The sequence below is a fragment of the Streptomyces sp. NPDC002265 genome (assembly GCF_040296125.1).
Classification (GTDB): domain Bacteria; phylum Actinomycetota; class Actinomycetes; order Streptomycetales; family Streptomycetaceae; genus Streptomyces.
This window is the reverse complement of sequence record NZ_JBEOWS010000019.1, coordinates 22,539-40,796: the sequence shown is the minus strand read 5'-3', so window position 1 is coordinate 40,796 and position 18,258 is coordinate 22,539. Positions and strand designations below refer to the sequence as shown.

The window sequence follows — 18,258 nt, the reverse complement described above, 5'->3', positions numbered from 1 at the left end:
GACAGCATTCGCTAGGATCGGGCCATGACCCGTGAGCGTGCGTTCCGCCCCCACCGTGTCGTCGTCCTCGCCCTCGACGGGCTGCTCCCCTTCGAACTGGGCATCCCGCACCGCATCTTCGGGCGTCCCAAGGACGCCGAGGGGCGCCATCTGTACGAGGTCGTCACCTGCTCCGTCCGGCCGCCGGGCCCGGTCGAGACCGACGCCGACTTCGCCGTCCAGATCGCCCACGGACCGGAGGCCCTGGCCACCGCCGACACGGTCGTCGTCCCGGCGTCGTACGAACTGGGACCGGTCTACGAGCAGGGCGTGCTGACCGACGAACTGGCCGCCGCGCTCGCGTACATCCGGCCCGGCACCCGGCTCGCCTCCATCTGCACCGGCGGCTACGTGCTCGCCGCCGCCGGCCGGCTCGACGGCCGTCCGGCGACCACGCACTGGGCCGACGCCGCGCACTTCGCGCGGCTCTTCCCCCGGATCAAGGTCGACGCGGACGTCCTGTTCGTCGACGACGGCGACGTGCTGACCTCGGCGGGGGTCGCGGCCGGCATCGATCTGTGCCTGCACATGGTCCGCCGCGACCACGGCACCGCGGTCGCCAACGAGGTGGCCCGCCGGACGGTCGTACCGCCGCACCGGGACGGCGGGCAGGCCCAGTACATCCACCGGCCCGTGCCCGACCCGCAGGTGTCCGGCACGACCGCCGCCCGTGCCTGGGCCCTCGGCCGTCTCCACGAGCCGCTCCAGCTGCGCGACCTGGCCGCCCAGGAGTCCCTGTCGGTACGCACCTTCACCCGCCGCTTCCGCGAGGAGGTCGGCGTCAGTCCCGGGCAGTGGCTGACCCGGCAGCGGGTGGAGCGGGCCCGGCACCTGCTGGAGTCCACCGATCTGTCGGTCGACCAGGTGGCCCGGGACGCGGGCTTCGGCACCGCCCAGTCGATGCGCCAGCACCTACAGACGGCGCTCGGGGTCACCCCCACCGCGTACCGGCGGACGTTCCGGGTCGGCAGCGGCCGCGACGGCGTCCGGCCCGAGGGCGACGACGGGAGCCCCGCCGGTGCGGGCAGCGAGGCCGGTCTGGGCGTCGCGCGCTGAGCGGCCCTCGCGCCGGGCCTCGCCCCACCAGCCGAGCGCCGTCAGCACGAGGGTCGGCGCCACCCCGGCCAGGATCGCCGTCGACGGCGCCACGAACCGGAGCAGGGCGCCGGCCAGCGAGCCGGTGGCCGCGTACCCCGCGCCCGCGGCCGCGTACATCACCGAGTAACCCGCGGCCAGGTCGCCCGGCGGGAGGGCCTCGCGCAGGGAGAGGTTGCGGGTGAGCATCGCCCCGGACTGGAGGGTGCCGCCCGCGGCCAGCGCGACCGCGATGCCCGCCGGGTGCGGGAGCAGCGCGGCGAGCGTGATGCACACCGAGGTCCCCGCCATCAGCACCGCACTGCGCGTACGCAGCCGTCCCGGCCAGTTCCGCAGGCCGTAGGCGAACGCGCCCAGCCCGGCGCCCACCGACATCCCGGCCAGCAGCGGGCCGGACCAGCCGACGTCGACGCCGCGCTGTTCCAGCAGCGCGGGCAGGACGAGTTCGCCGAGGCCGAGCAGGGCCAGACTGGCCGCGCCCGTGACATACACCGGCCAGGCGTCGACCAGCGGCCGCCGCCGCGCCGCCCCGGCCCCGTCGCCTTCGCCCGTTCCCCGCCCGTCGTCCGAACCCCCTTCGCCGCCCGCGCCCCAGCCGGCCGGGAACAGCCGCAGGCCGGCCACCGACGACGCCATCAGGGCCGCCGCCAGCAGCAGCGGCACCCGCGGCGCGACCCCGAGGGCGAGGCCCGCGACCACGGCCGGGGAGACCGCCCACACCCCGGACGACAGCATCGACTCCACGGACAGCGCCTGGGCCGCCGCCCGCTCCGGGACCAACTCGGTGAGCAGGGTGCGCAGACCCCCGGTGACGGCCGCCGGGGCGGCACCGGCGACGCACGCGAACCCGGCCAGGACGGCGGCCGGGGCGGCCGGGAACATCCCGAGCCCCAGGAACCCGGCGGCTCCGACGGCGAGCCCGGCGGACAGCTGGGCGCGGGTGCGCTCCGGCCGCAGCCGCGTCCCGAGCACCGGGGCGCCGGCGATCTCGCCGATGACGTACGCCGCCGCGAGGACCGCGCCCAGCGAGTAGCCGCCGGGCCGCTCACGCGCCAGGAAGACCAGGGCCAGCGGGGCCATGGCCACCGGCATCCGGGCGCCGACGGCGGTTCCGGCCCAGGCCAGGACCTGCCTGGAGGCGATGTCGCGATAGGTCATGCGCCGACGGTACGGGCCGGGGCCGACGACGCCCCGGGATTTTTTTCCCGCCCGCGGACGGCTTCCGGCCACCGTCAGAAGGTGAGCACTCCGCGCGCCACCCGCCCCGCCTCCGCGTCGGCCCGCGCCTTCTCGAAGTCCTCGACCGGGTAGGTGCCCGTCACCAGTTCGTCGAGCAGCAGCCGGCCCTGCCGGTACAGCTCGGCGTACAGCGCGATGTCGCGCTGCGGGCGGGAGGAGCCGTAACGGCAGCCGAGGACCGCCTTGTCCAGGAAGAGGGAGGAGACCTTGAAGGACGCCTCGGCCGCCGCCGGGGGCACCCCGAGCAGGACGGCCTGGCCGTGCCGGTCCAGCAGGTCGATCGCCGCGCGGATCAGCTCCACCCGGCCGACGCACTCGAAGGCGTGGTCCGCGCCGGTCGGCAGGACGTCCTTCACCCCCTCGGTGGAGGTGAGGAAGTCCGTCGCCCCGAACCGACGGGCCAGCTCCTCCTTCTCGGGGTTGGCGTCCACGGCCACGATCCGCAGGGCGCCCGCGATCCGCGCGCCCTGGAGGACGTTGAGGCCGATCCCGCCGGTGCCGATCACGAGCACGCTGTCCCCGCGGTCCACGCGCGCGCGGTTGAGCACGGCGCCCAGCCCGGTCAGCACCCCGCACCCGATCAGCGCGGCGGACGGCATCGGTATGTCCTTCGGGATGCGCACCGCCTGCACCGCCTTAACCACCGTCCGCTCGGCGAAGGCCGAGTTGGCGGCGAACTGGTACACCGGACGGCCGTCCCGGGAGAACGGCCGACCGGGACGGCCGATGGCCTGCCGGCACATCGTCGGCCGGCCCCGGTCGCAGTCCGCGCACGTCCCGCAGTTCGCGAGCGTCGACAGGGCCACATGGTCCCCGGGCACCACATGGCCGACACCCGCGCCCACCGCCTCGACCACGCCCGCGCCCTCGTGCCCCAGCACCACGGGCACGGGGAAGGGGATGGTCCCGTCCAGCACGGACAGGTCGCTGTGGCACAGGCCCGCGGCGGAGACCGCGACCAGCACCTCTCCGGGTCCGGGATCGCGTACCTCCAGGTCGTCCGCGACCCGGACCTGCTTCCCGTCGTAGATCACGCCTCGCATCACGCGGCTCCCTTGGGCTCCCTGGGCAGGCCGAGCACGCGCTCGGCGATGATCGTGCGCTGGATCTGGTCCGAGCCGCCGTAGATGGTGTCGGCCCGGGAGAACAGGAACAGGTGCTGGAGCGCGTCGAGTTCGTACGGCGCCGTGGGCGACCAGTCCACCGGTCCTACGGCCGCCGCCGTGCCGCGCGCCAGCATGGCCAGCTCCCCGAGCCGCTGGTGCCAGCCCGCCCACAGCAGCTTCGCCACGCTGGGCGCCCCAGCGTCGCCGGTACGGCCGAGGGTGCGCAGCGCGTTCCAGCGCATCGTGCGCAACTCGGCCCACTGGCGCACCAGCAGTTCCCGTACGACGGGATCGTCCGCCGTGCCCGTCTCCACGGCCGTGCGCACCACGCGCTCCAGCTCCGCGGCGAACCCGATCTGCTGGGCGAGGGTCGAGACGCCCCGTTCGAAGCCGAGCAGGCTCATCGCGACCCGCCAGCCGCCGCCCTCGCCGCCGACGACGTGCTCCACGCGCGCGCGTGCCCCGTCGAAGAACACCTCGTTGAACTCGCTCGTGCCGGTCAGCTGCCGGATCGGGCGGACCTCGACGCGGCCCGGCTGGTCCATCGGCACGAGCAGGAAGCTCAGGCCGTGGTGGCGGTGCGAGCCGGGCTCGGTGCGGGCCAGCACGAAGCACCAGTCCGCCTCGTGCGCGAGGGAGGTCCAGATCTTCTGTCCGGTGATCCGGTAGTGGGTGCCGGACGGCTCCCGGGCGGCGGTGGTTCGTACGCCCGCCAGGTCGGAGCCCGCGCCGGGTTCGCTGTAGCCCTGGCACCACAGTTCGTCGCCCGCGGCGACGGGGGGCAGGAAGCGGGCCTTCTGGCCGTCGGTGCCGTGGGCGAGGAGGGTGGGGGCGAGGAGGTTCTCGCCGATGTGCCCGGAACGCGGGGGCGCGGCCGAGCGGGCGTACTCCTCGGCCCAGGCGACCTGCTGGGTGAGGGTGGCGGTGCGGTTGCCGTAGCCGCCCTCGGGCCAGCCCAGGCCGATCCAGCCCGCCTTGCCGAGGGTGCGTTCCCAGCCGCGGCGGTCCCGGGCGTCGCCCGCGTGCGCGGCGAGCCACGAGCGTGCCTCGGCGCGGAACTCCTCGTCCTGCGGTGTGAACCCGAACTCCACGGTGACCTCCTCGGAAAGAGCGCGGCAGCGGTCCTGCTCAGGCGTTCGGCCGGGCTCCGTCCCGCGCCGCCCGCTCCATCGCCTCGACCCGCTCCAGCAGCGGCATCGGATCCTTCCCCACCGTCCCCGGCAGGAAGTCGGCGATCCGCTGCGGGGTCCAGGCGCCGTCGGCGTAGGCGGCCCGCAGTTCCCTCGGCTGCGCCCACACCGCGATCTTGGGGCCGGCGATCGTGTACACCTGGCCGGTGATGCGCTGTTCCCTGGCCCGGTCGGACAGCAGATAGACCACGAGCGCGGCCACGTCCTCCGGTTCGCCGATCTCGGTGAGCTCCATGGGCACGTTCGCCGACATCCGCGTACGGGCCACCGGGGCCACCGCGTTGGCGCTCACCCCGTACTTGTGCAGCCCCAGCGCGGCGCTGCGCACCAGCGAGATGATCCCGCCCTTGGCGGCGCTGTAGTTGGCCTGCGAGACGGAGCCCTGGTGGTTGCCGCTGGTGAAGCCGATCAGGGTGCCGCGGCGCTGCGCGCGCATCACGGCGGAGGCCGCCCGGAACACGGTGAACGTGCCCTTGAGATGGGTGGCGACGACCGGATCCCACTCCTGCTCGGACATGTTGAACAGCATCCGCTCGCGCAGGATCCCGGCCACGCAGACGACTCCGTCCAGCCGCCCGTACGCCGACACGGCCGTGTCGACCACCCGCTGTCCGCCCGCCATGGTGGAGATGTCGTCGGCCACCGCGACCGCCGTCCCGCCCGCGGCCTCGATCTCCTTGACGACGGCCTCGGCGACCTCGCTGCTCGGCGCGGCGCCGTCCACGCCGACACCGAAGTCGTTGACGACGACCCGGGCGCCCTCGGCCGCCGCCGCCAGCGCCACCGCCCGGCCGATGCCGCGCCCGGCGCCCGTCACCGCGACGACCTTGCCTGCCACGAAGTTCCCCACGCCCGGCCCCTTCCCGCGTTATCTGACGGACCGTTAGATTTTATGACCGGTCGGATGCCTGGAGACAAGCCCCGGGGAGCACCCATGTCACTGCCGGACGAGTTCCACGAGATCGCCAAGCGCGTCAACAACTGGGGCCGTTGGGGGACCGACGACGAGCGCGGCACCCTCAACCTGATCACCGACGAGGTCGTCCGGGAGGCGGCCGGGTGCGTGCGCACCGGGCGGCGCGTCCCCCTCGCCCTGCCCCTGCGTCAGGACGGCGTGCAGACCGGGATGATCCCGGGGCGGGTCGACCCGCTGCACGTCATGGTGCAGATCAACCAGGAGATCTTCGGGCCGGGAACGGTGGCGTGCAGCGACGACGCCGTGACGATGGGGCTCCAGGCCGCCACCCACTGGGACGCGCTGCCGCACGTCTCCCACTCGGGCCGGCTCTACAACGGCCGCCCGGCCGGCACGATCACCGCGCACGGCGGCGCCGGGTTCGCCGGCATCGACAAGGCGGAGCACATCGTCTCGCGCGGGGTGCTGCTCGACGTGGCACGCGCGCGGGGGGTCGAACGGCTGGCCGGCGGACACGCCGTCACCCCGGAGGACCTGGAGGCGGCCGAGGAACTGGCGGGCACCCGGGTGCGCGCGGGGGACATCGTGCTGGTGCGGACCGGGCAGATCCGGTCCTGCCTCGCGGGCGACCGGCACGGGTACGCCCATCCGTCGCCGGGCCTTTCGGTGCGCACACCGGAGTGGTTCCACGCGCGCGACGTCGCCGCCGTCGCGAACGACACTCTCACCTTCGAGGTGTTCCCGCCCGAGATCGACGACCTGTGGCTGCCCGTGCACGCGCTCCACCTGGTGGAGATGGGCATGCTCCAGGGCCAGAACTGGGATCTCGAAAAGTTGTCCACAGCCTGTGGACAAGAAGGGCGTTACGCGTTTCTGCTCTCGGCGATGCCCGAGCCGTTCGCCGGCGCGACAGGGACACCGGTGGCTCCGGTCGCGATCCTCTGACCGGGCGCGGACCGCCGGGCACTGTCCGACAGGCACTGTCCGGCAGGCGATACGGCGACTCCGGCCGCCCATGGGCCGGTCCCGTCGGACGGGTTCGGCTGGCGGCGCGCCGCTGCCCGCCCCGAGCACGGCACCGCGCGCCGCCATCCGACCTCGGCGCACCCGCCCCGGTCCCTCTGCCCTGAGAAGAACGGCGCCGAACTCACGACCCGCACGCGCCGAGGGCCCCCGTCACCGGGGCCCTCGCCGTCCCCCTCGGCAAGTCGCTGCCACAAGCGTGATCAAACGGACACGCCGCGTCAACACCCGATCGGGGATTTATCGCTTACGCCCCGCTTCGCCCTGGGCGCGCACGGAAGCATATCCGGGCGCACGCCGTCCCGGCCCTCACCGGACGACGGCACCTCACACACCCGGGCACCAGTGGCGACGGGATTCCGCCGGCCGTGCGCCCGCCCTGCGCGCCCGTGCCGGGCGCGGTCACCGCCACGGCCACGGGTCACACGGCTTCGTAGGCCCCGTACACGAGTCCCTCGTATCCCTCGCACGCCGCCACCTCGCGGCAGGCCGCCCCGGGGCCCTCGGACTCCTCGGGCCGGTCCACCTCGCACCAGATGCGCTTGCCCGCACCCTCGGGGCTCCAGCCCCAGCGGTCGGCGAGGCCGTCCACCAGGGCCAGACCACGGCCGCCGGTCGCGTCGCCGTCGACGCAGCGGGGCACCGGCGCCCGGTCGCAGGCGTCGGCCACCTCCAGCCGGACGGTGGCGACCTCGGCCGCCACGGCGGCCAGCGACAGGCGCAGCACGGCCGGCCGGCCGGTGTGCACCACGGCATTGGTGACCAGCTCGGAGACGAGGAGCACGAGGGTCTCGGCGAGCGGTTCGTCGGCCTCTATCCCGGACCCGGCGAGCCGCGAGCGGGCCCACCTGCGGGCGCGCCCGACCTCGGCGGGGTCGGGCCGGATCTCCAGCTGCACTTGTAGCACCTGCACCGCTCACACCATCCGAACCGGCGTACACATGGCCTCGCGCCACGCGAGCGCCACGACGAGGGCCATGACGAGGGCCACGATCGTAGCCATTTTCAGCATGGCCAGGACAATGGCCGCAGCCAGGATCACTGATCGTGAATCCCTTGTAGGACAGCTTGGTTGACGTACAGTCACGCCAACAAGCGCTTCGGGCATATTCCAGCGCCAAGGAGTACCTGTCCGGCATACTGTGCGACCGATGCCGACGCAAGTCGAACAGGCAGGGAAGCGCCGCTCGGAGCAAGCCCTTTCTGCCTTGCGGGCGGCGATGCGCACCGCCGGATCCGGGGCCGCCTCTGGGGCGACACCCGCATGGCTCGTACCCGGAACCACTCGCATCCCACACAAGGTACCGGAGCACGGTGCCGACTCCGGGCCGTGACGAGCCCGCCCCGCGGCACAACCCGATATCGACGCTCCGTAGTTCCCGGATGCCACGATCCGCGGCACTCGGGCGCGGCGCGCCCGCCGGCGGGCGGCCCCCGGAGCTCTTATGCCGGGTCGGCGGCCAGGTCGGCGGCGAGCAGTTCGGCGGCCTGGCCGCCGCCGCCCGGCCGCCGCGCCCGCACCCACGCCCGCTTCAGATGCAGATGCACCTCGGACTCCCAGGTGAAGCCCATTCCGCCGTGCACCTGGAGACAGTCACGGGCGCCGCGCACGGCCGCCTCGTCGGCCAGCAGCCTGGCCGCGGCGATGTCGACGGGGTCGGCGGTGACGGCGGCCGCGTAGACCGCCGCGCGGGCCGGCTCCGTCCGCTCCAGGATCTGCGCGCACAGGTGTTTGACGGCCTGGAAGGCCCCGATCGGCTGCCCGAACTGCTCACGCGTCCGGGCGTGTTCCACCGCCAGCTCGCACACCCGCGCGGCCGTGCCGAGCTGTTCGGCGGCCGTCAGCAGCACCGCGACGGGGTCCGGGGCGGCCGGCGGGCCGTCCGGCGCGGGCACCCGGTGCAGCGGCGTCAGCGGGTCCACGGAGGTCAGCGCGACGGCCTTCGAGACGTCGCCGCGCACCACGTCCGCCTCCGCCAGCCACTCCACGAGCTCGCCGTCGACGGCCGCCACCACGGCCTGCCCTTCGGCCGCCCCGGGCACCGAGCCCGCCGCGAGATGGGTGGCCACCAGGGGGCCCGGCAGCAGGAACCGCCCCGCCTGCTCGAACGCCAACACCGCCTCGGGCAGTCCCAGTCCGACCCCGCCGTCCGCCTCCGGCACCCGCAGCGCGAAGAACCCGGCCGCCCCCAACTCCCGCCACAGCCGCCGGTCCAGGCCGGGCCGTCCGACGGCGGCGCGCAGCGCCTCGGCCGCGAAGCGCCGGGCCAGCAGCTCCCGCACACCGGCCCGCAACGCCTCCTGGTCCCGGGTGAGTCGGAATCGCACGGTCCGTGTCACCGTCCCTTCGGCAGTCCGAGGATCCGCTCGGCCACGATGTTGCGCTGGATCTGCGAGGTGCCGGCCGCGATCGTGTAGGCCAGCGAGGACAGCCGGTCGAGCACCCAGGGCCGGTCGAGGTCGAGCGAGCCGGCGCCCAGCACGTCGGCCGCGGTGTCGTAGAGCTCCTGGCGCGCGTGCGAGTACCTCAGCTTGAAGACCGAGCCCGCCACGCCGGGCACCGCGCCGCCCGCCGCCTCCGCCTCGCTCACGTTCCACTGCGTCAGCCGCCACAGCGCGCGGAACTCGGCGTTGAGCAGGCCCAGCCTGCGCCGCAGCCCGGGGTCGTCCCAGCGGCCGTCGGCCCGGGCCGTGCGGGCGAGTTCGTCCAGCACCCGGCGGCAGGCCACCACCTCGCCCACGAACGCCGTACCGCGCTCGAAGGACAGGGTCACCATGGTCACCCGCCAGCCGTCGTTCTCCGCCCCGACCCGGTTGGCGACCGGCACCCGCACCTCGTCGAGGAACACCTCGGCGAACTCGGCGGACCCGGCGAGCGTGCGCAGCGGCCGTACGGTGACGCCCGGGGCGTCCATCGGCATGGCCAGCCAGGTGATGCCCCGGTGCCGGGGCGCCGCGGGGTCGGTGCGCACCAACAGCTCGCACCAGTCGGCGACTTCGGCGTGCGAGGTCCAGATCTTGGACCCGCTCACCACATAGTGGTCGCCGTCGCGGCGGGCGCGGGTGCGCAGCGCGGCCAGGTCGGACCCGGCGCCCGGCTCGCTGAAGCCCTGGCACCAGACCTCCTCGCCGCGCAGGACCGGCGGCAGCCAGCGGGCCCGCTGCGCGGCCGTGCCCTCGGCGGCGACGGTCGGCCCCGCGTGCAGCAGTCCGACGAAGTTGGCGCCCACGTAGGGTGCGCCGGCCCGCTCGGTCTCCTCCAGGAAGATCAGCTGCTGGGTGGGGGTGGCGCCCCGGCCGCCCGCGTCGACGGGCCAGTCCAGCCCCGCGTACCCGGCGTCGTGAAGCATCCGCTGCCAGCCGAGGTCGTAGGCCCGGCGGGCCGGCCAGTCGCCGGGCGACGGCTTCGCCGGCAGCGTGGGCAGCACCCGCGCGAGCCAGGCCCGCAGCCCCGCGCGGAACTCCTCCTCGGCGGGCGTGTGGGAGAGGTCCATGACGCACCCATCTGATAGTCCGTCAGATCGCTGCTGCCGAGCAGGCTAGCCGCGCACCCCTGGACCGGCAAGGCGGCCGGGCCTACGCTCTGCCCAGCATCTGACGCATCGTCAGCTATCTGTGGGGGCCGAAGTGGACGACACCGCACACACGCTGAGCTCCGCCCGCACCCTGTGGGACCTGGTGGTCCGCCGCGCCGCCCTCACCCCCGACCGTCCGGTGTTCCTCCAGGGCGGGCGCTCCCTGACCTTCGGCGGGCTGCGGGCGCGGGCCGAGCGGGTGGCGGCCGGACTGCACGGTCGGGGCGTGCGCCCCGGCACGGTGGTCGCCTGGCAGCTGCCCACCCGCATCGAGACCGCCGTGCTGTCCTTCGCGCTGGCCCGGCTGGGTGCCGTGCAGACCCCGGTCATCCCGTTCTACCGGGACCGGGAGGTCGGCTTCGCCCTGCGTGAGTCACGGGCGGAGTTCTTCGCCGTACCGGGCGTCCTGCGGGGCTTCGACCACACGGAGATGGCACGGCGGCTGGGCGCGAAGGGCGTCCTCGAGGTGTACGGGGACGAGAGCCTGCCCGACGGCGACCCGGCCGTGCTGCCCCCGCCGCCCGCCGAGGGGACCTCGGTGCGCTGGATCTACTGGACCTCCGGCACCACCTCCGACCCCAAGGGCGTGCTGCACACTGACCGCTCACTGCTCGCGGGCGGCTCCTGTCTCGCCCACGCGCTGCGGCTGTCGGAGCACGACGTGGGCTCGATGGCCTTCCCCTACGCGCACATCGCCGGCCCCGACTACACGGTGATGCTGATGCTGTACGGCTTCCCGGCCGTGCTGTTCGAGCAGTTCGCGCTGCCGGACGCGCTGGCGGAGTACCGCAGGCACGGGGTGACGGTGGCGGGCGGGTCGACGGCGTTCTACTCGATGTTCCTCGCCGAGCAGCGCAAGCGGCCGGGAGAGAAGGTCATCCCGACCCTGCGGCTGCTGGCGGGCGGCGGGGCGCCCAAACCGCCCGAGCTCTACCACCGCGTCGTGCGCGAGATGGGGGTGCAGCTCACCCACGGCTACGGCATGACCGAGGTGCCGATGATCACCATGGGGGCGCCGGACGACACGGCCGAGAACCTGGCCACGACGGAGGGCCGGCCCCCGCGGGGCATGGAGATCCGCATCGTGGACGGGGAGGTGCGCCTGAAGGGGGAGGCCGTCTGCCAGGGCTATCTGGACCCGGCGCAGACGGCGGAGGCCTTCGACGGCGACGGGTTCCTGCGCACCGGCGACCTCGGGCATCTCACCGGCACCGGCCATCTGGTCCTCACCGGACGGCTCAAGGACGTCATCATCCGCAAGGGCGAGAACATCTCCGCCAAGGAGATCGAGGACCTGCTGCACGCGCACCCGGCGGTCGGGGACGTCGCGGTCGTCGGACTGCCGGACGCCGACCGCGGGGAACGGGTCTGCGCGGTCGTCGAACAGCCCGCGGGCGCCGCGCGGCTGACGCTGGAGGCGGTGACGTCGTACCTGCGCGCGGAAGGGCTGTCGGTGCACAAGCTGCCGGAGCAGCTGGAGGTGGTCGACGCCCTGCCGCGCAACGAGACCTTGCGCAAGGTCCTCAAGTACCGGCTCAGGGAGCGCTATTCGGGGACGGTGAAGTAGCGGGCGAAGGCGGGCACGATCTCCGCCTCGCCGACCCGGCCGTCGCCGTCGGTGTCCAGCGCGGCGGCCGTCGTGCGCGCGAGGTCCTCGGGCACGCCCAGGATCATCAGCACCCGCGCGGTGTCCGCGACGGCGGCCGTGCCGTCCGCGGCCGCCGCCAGGCCCAGGGCCGCGTGCAGGAAGGGGCGGGCGATCTCGCCGAACCGCTCGGGGTTGTCGTGCAGCCGCTTGACCGCGCCGTTGACGAACTCCTCCCGGGTGATGCGCTGGTCGCCGTCCCGGTCCGCGATGCCGGCCATGCCCTGCCAGAACGCCTCGGCGCCCGCGTACAGGGCCTGCCCCTTGTCGGAGCGGGCCGCCGTGCCGAACTCCGCCAGCAGCGCCTTGGCCGCCGTACTGAAGTCCTCCCGGTCGATGTAGCCGTTGCCGTCCTGGTCGAAGACGACGAACCGGGCGGCGATCCTGCGCTCGTACTCGCTGCTGACCATGTCTTCTCGGTCCGCCTTACCTCACGTCGGATGCATCTGGTGCCTCTGACCGGGAGCGTACGACGCCGGGGGCCGTCCGGGAGGGGGAAAACGACGCTTGCACCAAGACCGGGGAAATTCCGGGACAACGGTACGGCCGTCGGCCGGAGCCCTCCGCCGCCGCGCGGGCGGGCGGCCGTGCGCCGGTTCTCAGGCGGAGAGCGGGCGCGACTCCTCGGCGGCGACCGCCGTGTCGAGGTCCGGGTGGACGTCGAACAGCCGTCGCACGCCCAGCGCGCCGAAGACGCGGTTGACGTGAGAGCCCTCCACCGCGCCCTGGGCGGGCAGGACCAGACGCAGGCGGCCCTGGCAGGAGCGCAGCAGCCGGCGCGCCGCGATGAGGACGCCGACCCCGCTGGAGTCGCAGAAGTACACCCCGGACAGATCGAGGACGAGTCGGTGGCGGCCGTCGGCCACCACGTCGTGCACCCGCTGCCGCAACGTGGGCGACGTCACCAGATCCAGTTCGCCCGACACATGGAGCACGGCCCAGTCTCCCTGCGTGCCGTCGGTCACTTTGAACGCCACCACCACGCCTTTCGTCCGCCAAACGGAAGCTGTCCCATCACTTCCTTGCAGCGCGGCTGCCCAGCGGGCTGTTCCCTGAAACACCGACCAAAAAACGAAGACTGACCAAAGACGGCTTGTTTCAATCGTCTTCGATCCTGTTCGATCGAGTCTGATCGCCCGGATTCGGGGTAGCCAAGCGATCGGAGCCCTCCCGCGCGGGAACCGCCGGGTTCGCTACCACTCACGGCCGTTCCAGGGGCGCACATTGCAACAAAGGGGCGTGCGTTGTCGGACGTGCCGACTACATTCGAGGAGACGGTGGGCGCACGCTGATCTCAGGGACGAACCGGCGAGAGGGGCACGATGGCGAAGAAGGACGCACCGCCCCGCTGGGACCGCAAGATGCAGCAGCGCCTCGCACGCGGCGAGGCGGCCGCCCTCGGCGAGTTCTACGACCGGTTCGCTTCACTTGTGCACGGCCTCGCTCATCGTGTGCTCGAGGACGAGCGGGCCGCCGACAGCGTCACCCGCGAGGTCTTCGCCCATGTCTGGGAGCACCCGGACGCCTACGACCCGAAGACGGGACCCCTGCGCACCTGGGTGGCCGCCCTGACCCACCGTCTCGCCGTGCAGCGGCTGCGCGCCACCGGGACCGCGGCGCTCGCCGGCGACGACGGCGGGGCGAGCGCCGAGGAGCTGGAGCTCAAGGTGCGCCACGCCTCGGTCGCCGCCCGTGCCGACTACATCGTCCAGTCCATGCCCGCGCCCCTGCGGGCCGCCCTGGACCTGGCCTACTTCCAGCGCCGCGACTACCGCCAGACCGCCGCCGACCTCGGCGTCACCGAGGACGAGGCCCGCCGGCGGCTCCGCCTGGGCCTGCAACTGCTCTCCACCGCCCACGACGCCGGCGCCTCCGGGGCACCACCCGAGTACGGAGGTGCCGCGTGAGCGGGGCGGACCGCTTCGGCCCGGACGACGAGAGTGCGAGCGAGAAGCACGAGGACCTCGAAGGGCACGGGGAGCGCGAGGAGTACGGGGAGCGCGAGGAGTACGGGGAGCGCGAGGAGTACGAGGAGCACGGCGAGTACGACGCCTACGACGCGTACGGAGGGCCGGAAGGGGACGAAAAGAACGCAGAGGGCGAACCGGTGCAGAACGAGCAGGGAGAACGCGGGTCCGACGGACCGGGCGGCCCCGACGACGGCCGGGGTCCGGACGAAGGCCGGCTACGCATACCCCCGCCCCGCACCTCCGTCGAGGACACCGGGCTGCCGCTGCCCGAGCCCGCCGGCCCGGCACCCGGCGCCGCCCCGCTCGCCCTGGAGCACCCGGTCCTGAAGTCGCTGCTGGGCGCCTGGGCGCTGGCGGCCTGCTCCGCCGAGGAGACGGCGGCCGTCGAGGAGCACCTGGGCGACTGCGGCTCCTGCGCGGACGAGGCCCGGCGGCTGCGCGAGGCGGTCGGCCTGCTGCACCCGCCCGAGCCGCTGGACCTGGACCCGGGGCTGCGCACCCGCGTCCTGGCCGGCTGCCTGGACCGGCGCCCGCCGCGCATCCCGGTGCCCGACTGGGCCCACGCCTACGACGCCGAGACCGCCCGCCTCGACGCGCTGCTCCAGGACTTCGGGGACGCCGAGTGGCACGCGCCGGTGCGGCTGCGCTGGTTCGACGGGGCCGCCACGGCGAGCCGCCGTACGACCGTCGCCGGGGTCATCGCGCATCTGCTGGCGGTCGACGGTCTCGTCGCGACCGCCCTCGGCCTCGACGACCCGGTGGCCGGCCTCCCGGCCGGCCGGACCGCGTCACCGGGAAGCCGTACGGAGGCGTACTGGCAGGCCTCCCACTTCCCGCCCACCCGCTCCGTGCGCACCCCCTGGCGGGGGCAGAGCCACGACATCGTCCGGACGGTGTCCTTCACCGGCGGCAGCGCCGGGAAGCTGGCGGTGTCCTACGGGAGCACAAGCGACGGCGCCGAGATCGCGCTGCCGCTGCGGGACGCGATGCTGGACCGCGCCTTCGAGTGCTGGGTGCACGCGGAGGACATCGCGGAGGCGGTGGACTACCCCTACGACCCGCCGTCCCCGCGCCATCTGCACCGCATGATCGACCTCGCGGCCCGGATGCTGCCGGTCGCCCTGGCCGAGCGCCGCCGCGCCGGACTCGCCGCGCCGGGCCGGGGACGGCATCTGGTCCCGGCCGGCGCACCGGGACGCAGCCTGCGGCTGGAGATCGAGGGGCTCGGCGGCGGGGAGTGGATGATCCCGCTGGACTCCCCGGCGGCGACCACCTCACCGGACCACGAGGTGGCCCATGTCGCCCTGGACGGCGTGGAGTTCTGCCGGCTCGCGGCCGGACACGTCCCGCCGGAGGAGGCGGCCGCGGGGCAGGTCGGGGACCGCGAGGCGATCAGGGACGTACTGCTGGCCGCGGCCTCGCTGAGCCGGATGTAACCGTCCTACGCGAAGACGACCGTCCGACGGCCGTTGAGCAGGATGCGGCGCTCGGCGTGCCACTTCACGGCCCGCGCCAGCGCCTGGCACTCCACGTCGCGGCCGATCGCGACGAGCTGGTCCGGCGTGACGTCGTGGCCGACCCGCTCGACCTCCTGCTCGATGATCGGGCCCTCGTCGAGGTCGGCGGTCACGTAGTGCGCCGTCGCACCGATCAGCTTCACCCCGCGCGCATGCGCCTGGTGGTACGGCTTGGCGCCCTTGAAGCTCGGCAGGAAGGAGTGGTGGATGTTGATGATCCGGCCGCTGAGCTGCTTGCACAGGTCGTCCGACAGCACCTGCATATAGCGGGCGAGGACGACGAGTTCGGCGTTCTCCTCGCGCACCAGGTCCAGGAACCGGGCCTCCGCCTCGGCCTTGGTGTCCTTCGTCACCGGGATGTGGTGGAAGGGGATGTGGTACGAGCCGACGAGCTCGGCGAAGTCGGTGTGGTTGGAGACCACGGCCGCGATCTCCACCGGCAGTGCGCCCGTGCTCGCCCGGAACAGCAGGTCGTTCAGGCAGTGCCCGAACCTGCTGACCATCAGGACGACCCGCATCTTCTCCGCGGCCCGGTGGATCTGCCAGTCCATGCGGAAGGAGTCGCCGATCGCCGCGAAGCTGGCCCGCAGCTTGTCCAGCGTCACCGGCGTCTCCGCCGTGAAGTGGACGCGCATGAAGAACAGACCCGTGTCGTGGTCGCCGAACTGCTGGCTGTCCTCGATGTTGCAGCCCGTCATGAAGAGGTAGCTCGACACGGCGTGCACGATGCCCTGCTTGTCGGGGCAGGACAGGATGAGGACGTACTGGTCGGCCGGGGCCGCGGCGCGGGTGGACAGCTCATTCATGCAGCACAGGGTCCCATATCAGCCCCGCACCGGCCGAGCACCGTCCGCTACGCGGACCGCGTCATGATCTGAAGCACTTCGAGGGTGCGCGGCGGCGCGTCCGGGTCGTCCCCGTCGCTCACCGCGAGACGCACATGGGCGTCGCGCGCCGCACGTATCGCCTCCGGCCACGCCTCGTGGTCGACGTAGGCGGAGACGGGCGCGTCCGGGCCGACCTGGTGCATGATCCGCAGCACCCGCAGCACGGCGGTGTCGACGAGCGCCGCCTCCTGGGAGTCGCGGAAGATCGTGCCGACGTACTTCTCGGCGGACCAGTTGTCCAGCCAGGTGTCCTCGACCAGGCGGTACACGGCGTCGGTGACGTCGCCGTAGCCGTCCAGGCCGGCCAGCCAGACGTCCCGCTGGAACACCGGATCGGAGAGCATGTGCAGCGCGGAACGCACGTTGCTGCGCCAGCGCCACCAGGGCATGTCGTTCAGTGGCATGTCGCCCATGGTGGATGAGCGACGGCCGCGACGGGAAGAGTTCTCCGTACCTTGCACGGTCACCGATCGTACGTTCTCCCGCTCCGACCCCTCGACACCCCCCGTAATTCACCTTCACGTCACCGCTCGTTGACCCGAGGTCACTCCACGGTTAGCGATGTGGCGGAATCGTGCATGTTCATGACTGGCAGGCAACACACGCGCAGCACCTTCCCTCCCCACACCAGCCGGCGCGCCAGAGCTGTCCGCCGCACCCTGGGTGTACTGGTGGCATGCGCGTCCCTCACCGTCGGCTGCGGGGCCATCCCCGGAACCGACGGAGCATCGGGAGACGACCCGATCACCGTGATGACCTGGGCCCCCCAGGACACCAACGCCACCAACAAACCCGGTATGCCCGCCTTCGCGGCGGCTTACGCCCGGTACATCAACGCGCACGGCGGCCTGGCCGGGGGCCGCAAACTCAAAGTGATCACCTGCAACGAGAAGAACGACTCGATCACCGCGGCGAAGTGCGCCCGGCAGGCCGTCAAGGCGAACGCCGTCGCGGTCCTGGGCTCCTACAGCCAGTACTCGGACTCGTTCTTCCCGCCGCTGGAAGGTGCCGGCATCCCCTACATAGGCGGCTACGGCATCACCAACTCCGAGTTCACCAGCCCGCTCTCCTACCCGGTCAACGGCGGCCAGGCGGTACTGCTGGCCGGCCTCGGCAAGGAGCTCGCGGCCAACTGCGGATCCGTCGCGCTCGTGCGCCCCGACAGTGTCGCCGGGGACGCCCTGCCGGAGCTGCTCAACTCGGGACTGACGGCGGGCAAGCACGCGCCGACGGTCGACGTGCTGGCCGAGGACGACGCCACCGAGTACTCCAGGCAGTCGGAGGACGCCCTTCGGGCGGTCGCCACCTCCGGCGGCGGGAAGGACGACCAGGGGTGCGTGGTGCCCGCGCTCGGTGACGCCACCAGCACCTTCATGGACTCGTTCCGGCGTGACCGCGAGGACTACCCGGCCGTGCGGACCGCCACGGTGCTCGGCAGCGTCGACCAGACCGTGATCGACGCGTCCGGCGGCGCCTCGGGCCCGTACGAGGGCGCGTACATCACCGGCTGGTACCCGGCGGCGAACGACGACCGCTGGGACAACATGAAGAAGGTGATCAGCGAGCAGGCCTTCTCCGACAACCGGATCGACCCCGCGGACGCCGGCGTGCAGACGACGTACATCGCGTACACCGTGTTCAAGCGGGTCGTCGAGTCGCTGGCCGGCGGCGAGGTGTCCGCCGACACCGTGCGGCACGCGCTGGACGACGGGATGGAGATCGGTACGGGCGGTCTGACGCCGACCCTGCGGTGGCGCTTCCAGGACCGCCTCGCCTCCGTCGGCTTCCCCCGCCTGACCAACGCCGACGTGACCGTCCAGGTCGTCACCAAGGGGCGTCTGGTCTCGGGCAGGAAGGGCTTCATCGACGTCACCAGGACGCTGGAGGACGCGAAGCTCAGCTGACGCAAGGGCCGGGAGGGGGATCCCGGCCCGTCAGGCCCAGCCGGCGGAAGGACCGGGAGGGGTGATCCCGGTCCGTGAAGCCCAGCCGACGGAACCAGGACCGGGACGGGGATCCCGGTCCACTGGGATCAGCCGACGGACCAGGGCCGGGA

General features: G+C 73.3%; 16 protein-coding genes and 1 pseudogene. 6 read left to right on the top strand and 11 right to left on the bottom strand.

Annotated features, from left to right (window positions below):
* Positions 1-24: 24 nt before the first annotated feature.
* Positions 25-1,095: a GlxA family transcriptional regulator gene (locus tag ABT085_RS05875; protein WP_351602560.1), complete on the top strand. Its 1,071-nt coding sequence runs from the start codon at positions 25-27 to the stop codon at positions 1,093-1,095.
* Here ABT085_RS05875 and ABT085_RS05870 read toward each other — a convergent pair.
* The 4 genes and pseudogenes from ABT085_RS05870 to ABT085_RS05855 form a co-directional block, all read right to left on the bottom strand.
* Positions 1,089-2,292, bottom strand: a pseudogene (locus tag ABT085_RS05870) (MFS transporter); the annotation flags it as partial. The gene ABT085_RS05875 and the pseudogene ABT085_RS05870 sit on opposite strands and share 7 nt — an antisense overlap.
* Positions 2,293-2,366: 74 nt before the next feature.
* Positions 2,367-3,416: a Zn-dependent alcohol dehydrogenase gene (locus tag ABT085_RS05865; protein WP_351602558.1), complete on the bottom strand. Its 1,050-nt coding sequence runs from the start codon at positions 3,414-3,416 to the stop codon at positions 2,367-2,369.
* Entirely contained in the window at positions 3,416-4,570 is a 1,155-nt protein-coding gene (locus ABT085_RS05860; protein WP_351602556.1) for an acyl-CoA dehydrogenase family protein, read from the bottom strand. The genes ABT085_RS05865 and ABT085_RS05860 overlap by 1 nt, the downstream gene beginning before the upstream one ends.
* A gap of 37 nt (positions 4,571-4,607) precedes the next feature.
* A complete protein-coding gene (locus ABT085_RS05855) occupies positions 4,608-5,519 on the bottom strand; it encodes an SDR family NAD(P)-dependent oxidoreductase (RefSeq protein ID WP_351602554.1) in 912 nt (303 codons plus the stop codon).
* Positions 5,520-5,603: 84 nt separating this feature from the next.
* On the opposite strand from ABT085_RS05855, the gene ABT085_RS05850 reads away from it, so the two are divergent.
* A complete protein-coding gene (locus ABT085_RS05850; RefSeq protein ID WP_351602552.1) occupies positions 5,604-6,530 on the top strand; it encodes a cyclase family protein in 927 nt (308 codons plus the stop codon).
* Positions 6,531-7,029: 499 nt separating this feature from the next.
* On the opposite strand, the gene ABT085_RS05845 is transcribed toward ABT085_RS05850, so the two are convergent.
* From ABT085_RS05845 to ABT085_RS05835, 3 genes are all read right to left on the bottom strand, one after another.
* Positions 7,030-7,521 carry an ATP-binding protein gene (locus ABT085_RS05845; RefSeq protein WP_351602550.1) on the bottom strand — a complete coding sequence of 164 codons (492 nt, stop codon included), beginning with the start codon at positions 7,519-7,521 and terminating at the stop codon, positions 7,030-7,032.
* 530 nt (positions 7,522-8,051) lie between these two features.
* Positions 8,052-8,936: an acyl-CoA dehydrogenase family protein gene (locus ABT085_RS05840; protein WP_351602548.1), complete on the bottom strand. Its 885-nt coding sequence runs from the start codon at positions 8,934-8,936 to the stop codon at positions 8,052-8,054.
* An 8-nt stretch (positions 8,937-8,944) separates the two neighbouring features.
* Complete coding sequence (locus ABT085_RS05835) at positions 8,945-10,102, bottom strand: acyl-CoA dehydrogenase (protein WP_351602546.1); 1,158 nt, start codon at positions 10,100-10,102, stop codon at positions 8,945-8,947.
* Positions 10,103-10,235: 133 nt separating this feature from the next.
* Here ABT085_RS05835 and ABT085_RS05830 point away from each other — a divergent pair, with 133 nt between their 5' ends.
* Positions 10,236-11,750 carry a class I adenylate-forming enzyme family protein gene (locus ABT085_RS05830; RefSeq protein WP_351602544.1) on the top strand — a complete coding sequence of 505 codons (1,515 nt, stop codon included), beginning with the start codon at positions 10,236-10,238 and terminating at the stop codon, positions 11,748-11,750.
* Here the strand turns inward: ABT085_RS05830 and ABT085_RS05825 are convergent.
* On the bottom strand, positions 11,729-12,238 hold the full coding sequence (locus tag ABT085_RS05825) for an EF-hand domain-containing protein (protein WP_351602542.1): 510 nt from the start codon (positions 12,236-12,238) through the stop codon (positions 11,729-11,731). The two genes, ABT085_RS05830 and ABT085_RS05825, sit on opposite strands and share 22 nt — an antisense overlap.
* Positions 12,239-12,427: 189 nt before the next feature.
* Positions 12,428-12,811: an STAS domain-containing protein gene (locus ABT085_RS05820; protein WP_351602540.1), complete on the bottom strand. Its 384-nt coding sequence runs from the start codon at positions 12,809-12,811 to the stop codon at positions 12,428-12,430.
* A 339-nt stretch (positions 12,812-13,150) separates the two neighbouring features.
* Between ABT085_RS05820 and ABT085_RS05815 the strand changes: the two genes are divergently transcribed.
* Positions 13,151-13,735, top strand: a complete 585-nt coding sequence (locus tag ABT085_RS05815) for a sigma-70 family RNA polymerase sigma factor (protein WP_351602538.1) — start codon at positions 13,151-13,153, stop codon at positions 13,733-13,735.
* A complete protein-coding gene (locus tag ABT085_RS05810) occupies positions 13,732-15,234 on the top strand; it encodes a zf-HC2 domain-containing protein (protein WP_502982649.1) in 1,503 nt (500 codons plus the stop codon). Before ABT085_RS05815 ends, ABT085_RS05810 begins: the two co-directional genes overlap by 4 nt.
* 5 nt (positions 15,235-15,239) lie before the next feature.
* On the opposite strand, the gene purU is transcribed toward ABT085_RS05810, so the two are convergent.
* Together purU and ABT085_RS05800 are read right to left on the bottom strand one after the other, a co-directional pair.
* Positions 15,240-16,121: a formyltetrahydrofolate deformylase gene (gene purU, locus ABT085_RS05805; RefSeq protein ID WP_351602536.1), complete on the bottom strand. Its 882-nt coding sequence runs from the start codon at positions 16,119-16,121 to the stop codon at positions 15,240-15,242.
* A 47-nt stretch (positions 16,122-16,168) separates the two neighbouring features.
* Positions 16,169-16,669 (bottom strand): SCO4402 family protein, encoded by a 501-nt coding sequence (locus tag ABT085_RS05800; protein ID WP_351602534.1) that lies wholly within the window; start codon positions 16,667-16,669, stop codon positions 16,169-16,171.
* Positions 16,670-16,786: 117 nt separating this feature from the next.
* Between ABT085_RS05800 and ABT085_RS05795 the strand changes: the two genes are divergently transcribed.
* Positions 16,787-18,106, top strand: a complete 1,320-nt coding sequence (locus ABT085_RS05795; protein ID WP_351602532.1) for an ABC transporter substrate-binding protein — start codon at positions 16,787-16,789, stop codon at positions 18,104-18,106.
* Positions 18,107-18,258: the final 152 nt, after the last annotated feature.

Bases quoted from the DNA above. Each gene is read 5' to 3' on its own strand.
- ABT085_RS05815 (WP_351602538.1), top strand. From the start codon at position 13,151: ATGGCGAAGAAGGACGCACCGCCCCGCTGGGACCGCAAGATGCAGCAG.
- ABT085_RS05835 (WP_351602546.1), bottom strand. From the start codon at position 10,102: ATGGACCTCTCCCACACGCCCGCCGAGGAGGAGTTCCGCGCGGGGCTG.
- ABT085_RS05795 (WP_351602532.1), top strand. From the start codon at position 16,787: ATGACTGGCAGGCAACACACGCGCAGCACCTTCCCTCCCCACACCAGC.
- purU (WP_351602536.1), bottom strand. From the start codon at position 16,121: ATGAATGAGCTGTCCACCCGCGCCGCGGCCCCGGCCGACCAGTACGTC.
- ABT085_RS05865 (WP_351602558.1), bottom strand. From the start codon at position 3,416: ATGCGAGGCGTGATCTACGACGGGAAGCAGGTCCGGGTCGCGGACGAC.
- ABT085_RS05825 (WP_351602542.1), bottom strand. From the start codon at position 12,238: ATGGTCAGCAGCGAGTACGAGCGCAGGATCGCCGCCCGGTTCGTCGTC.
- ABT085_RS05850 (WP_351602552.1), top strand. From the start codon at position 5,604: ATGTCACTGCCGGACGAGTTCCACGAGATCGCCAAGCGCGTCAACAAC.
- ABT085_RS05875 (WP_351602560.1), top strand. From the start codon at position 25: ATGACCCGTGAGCGTGCGTTCCGCCCCCACCGTGTCGTCGTCCTCGCC.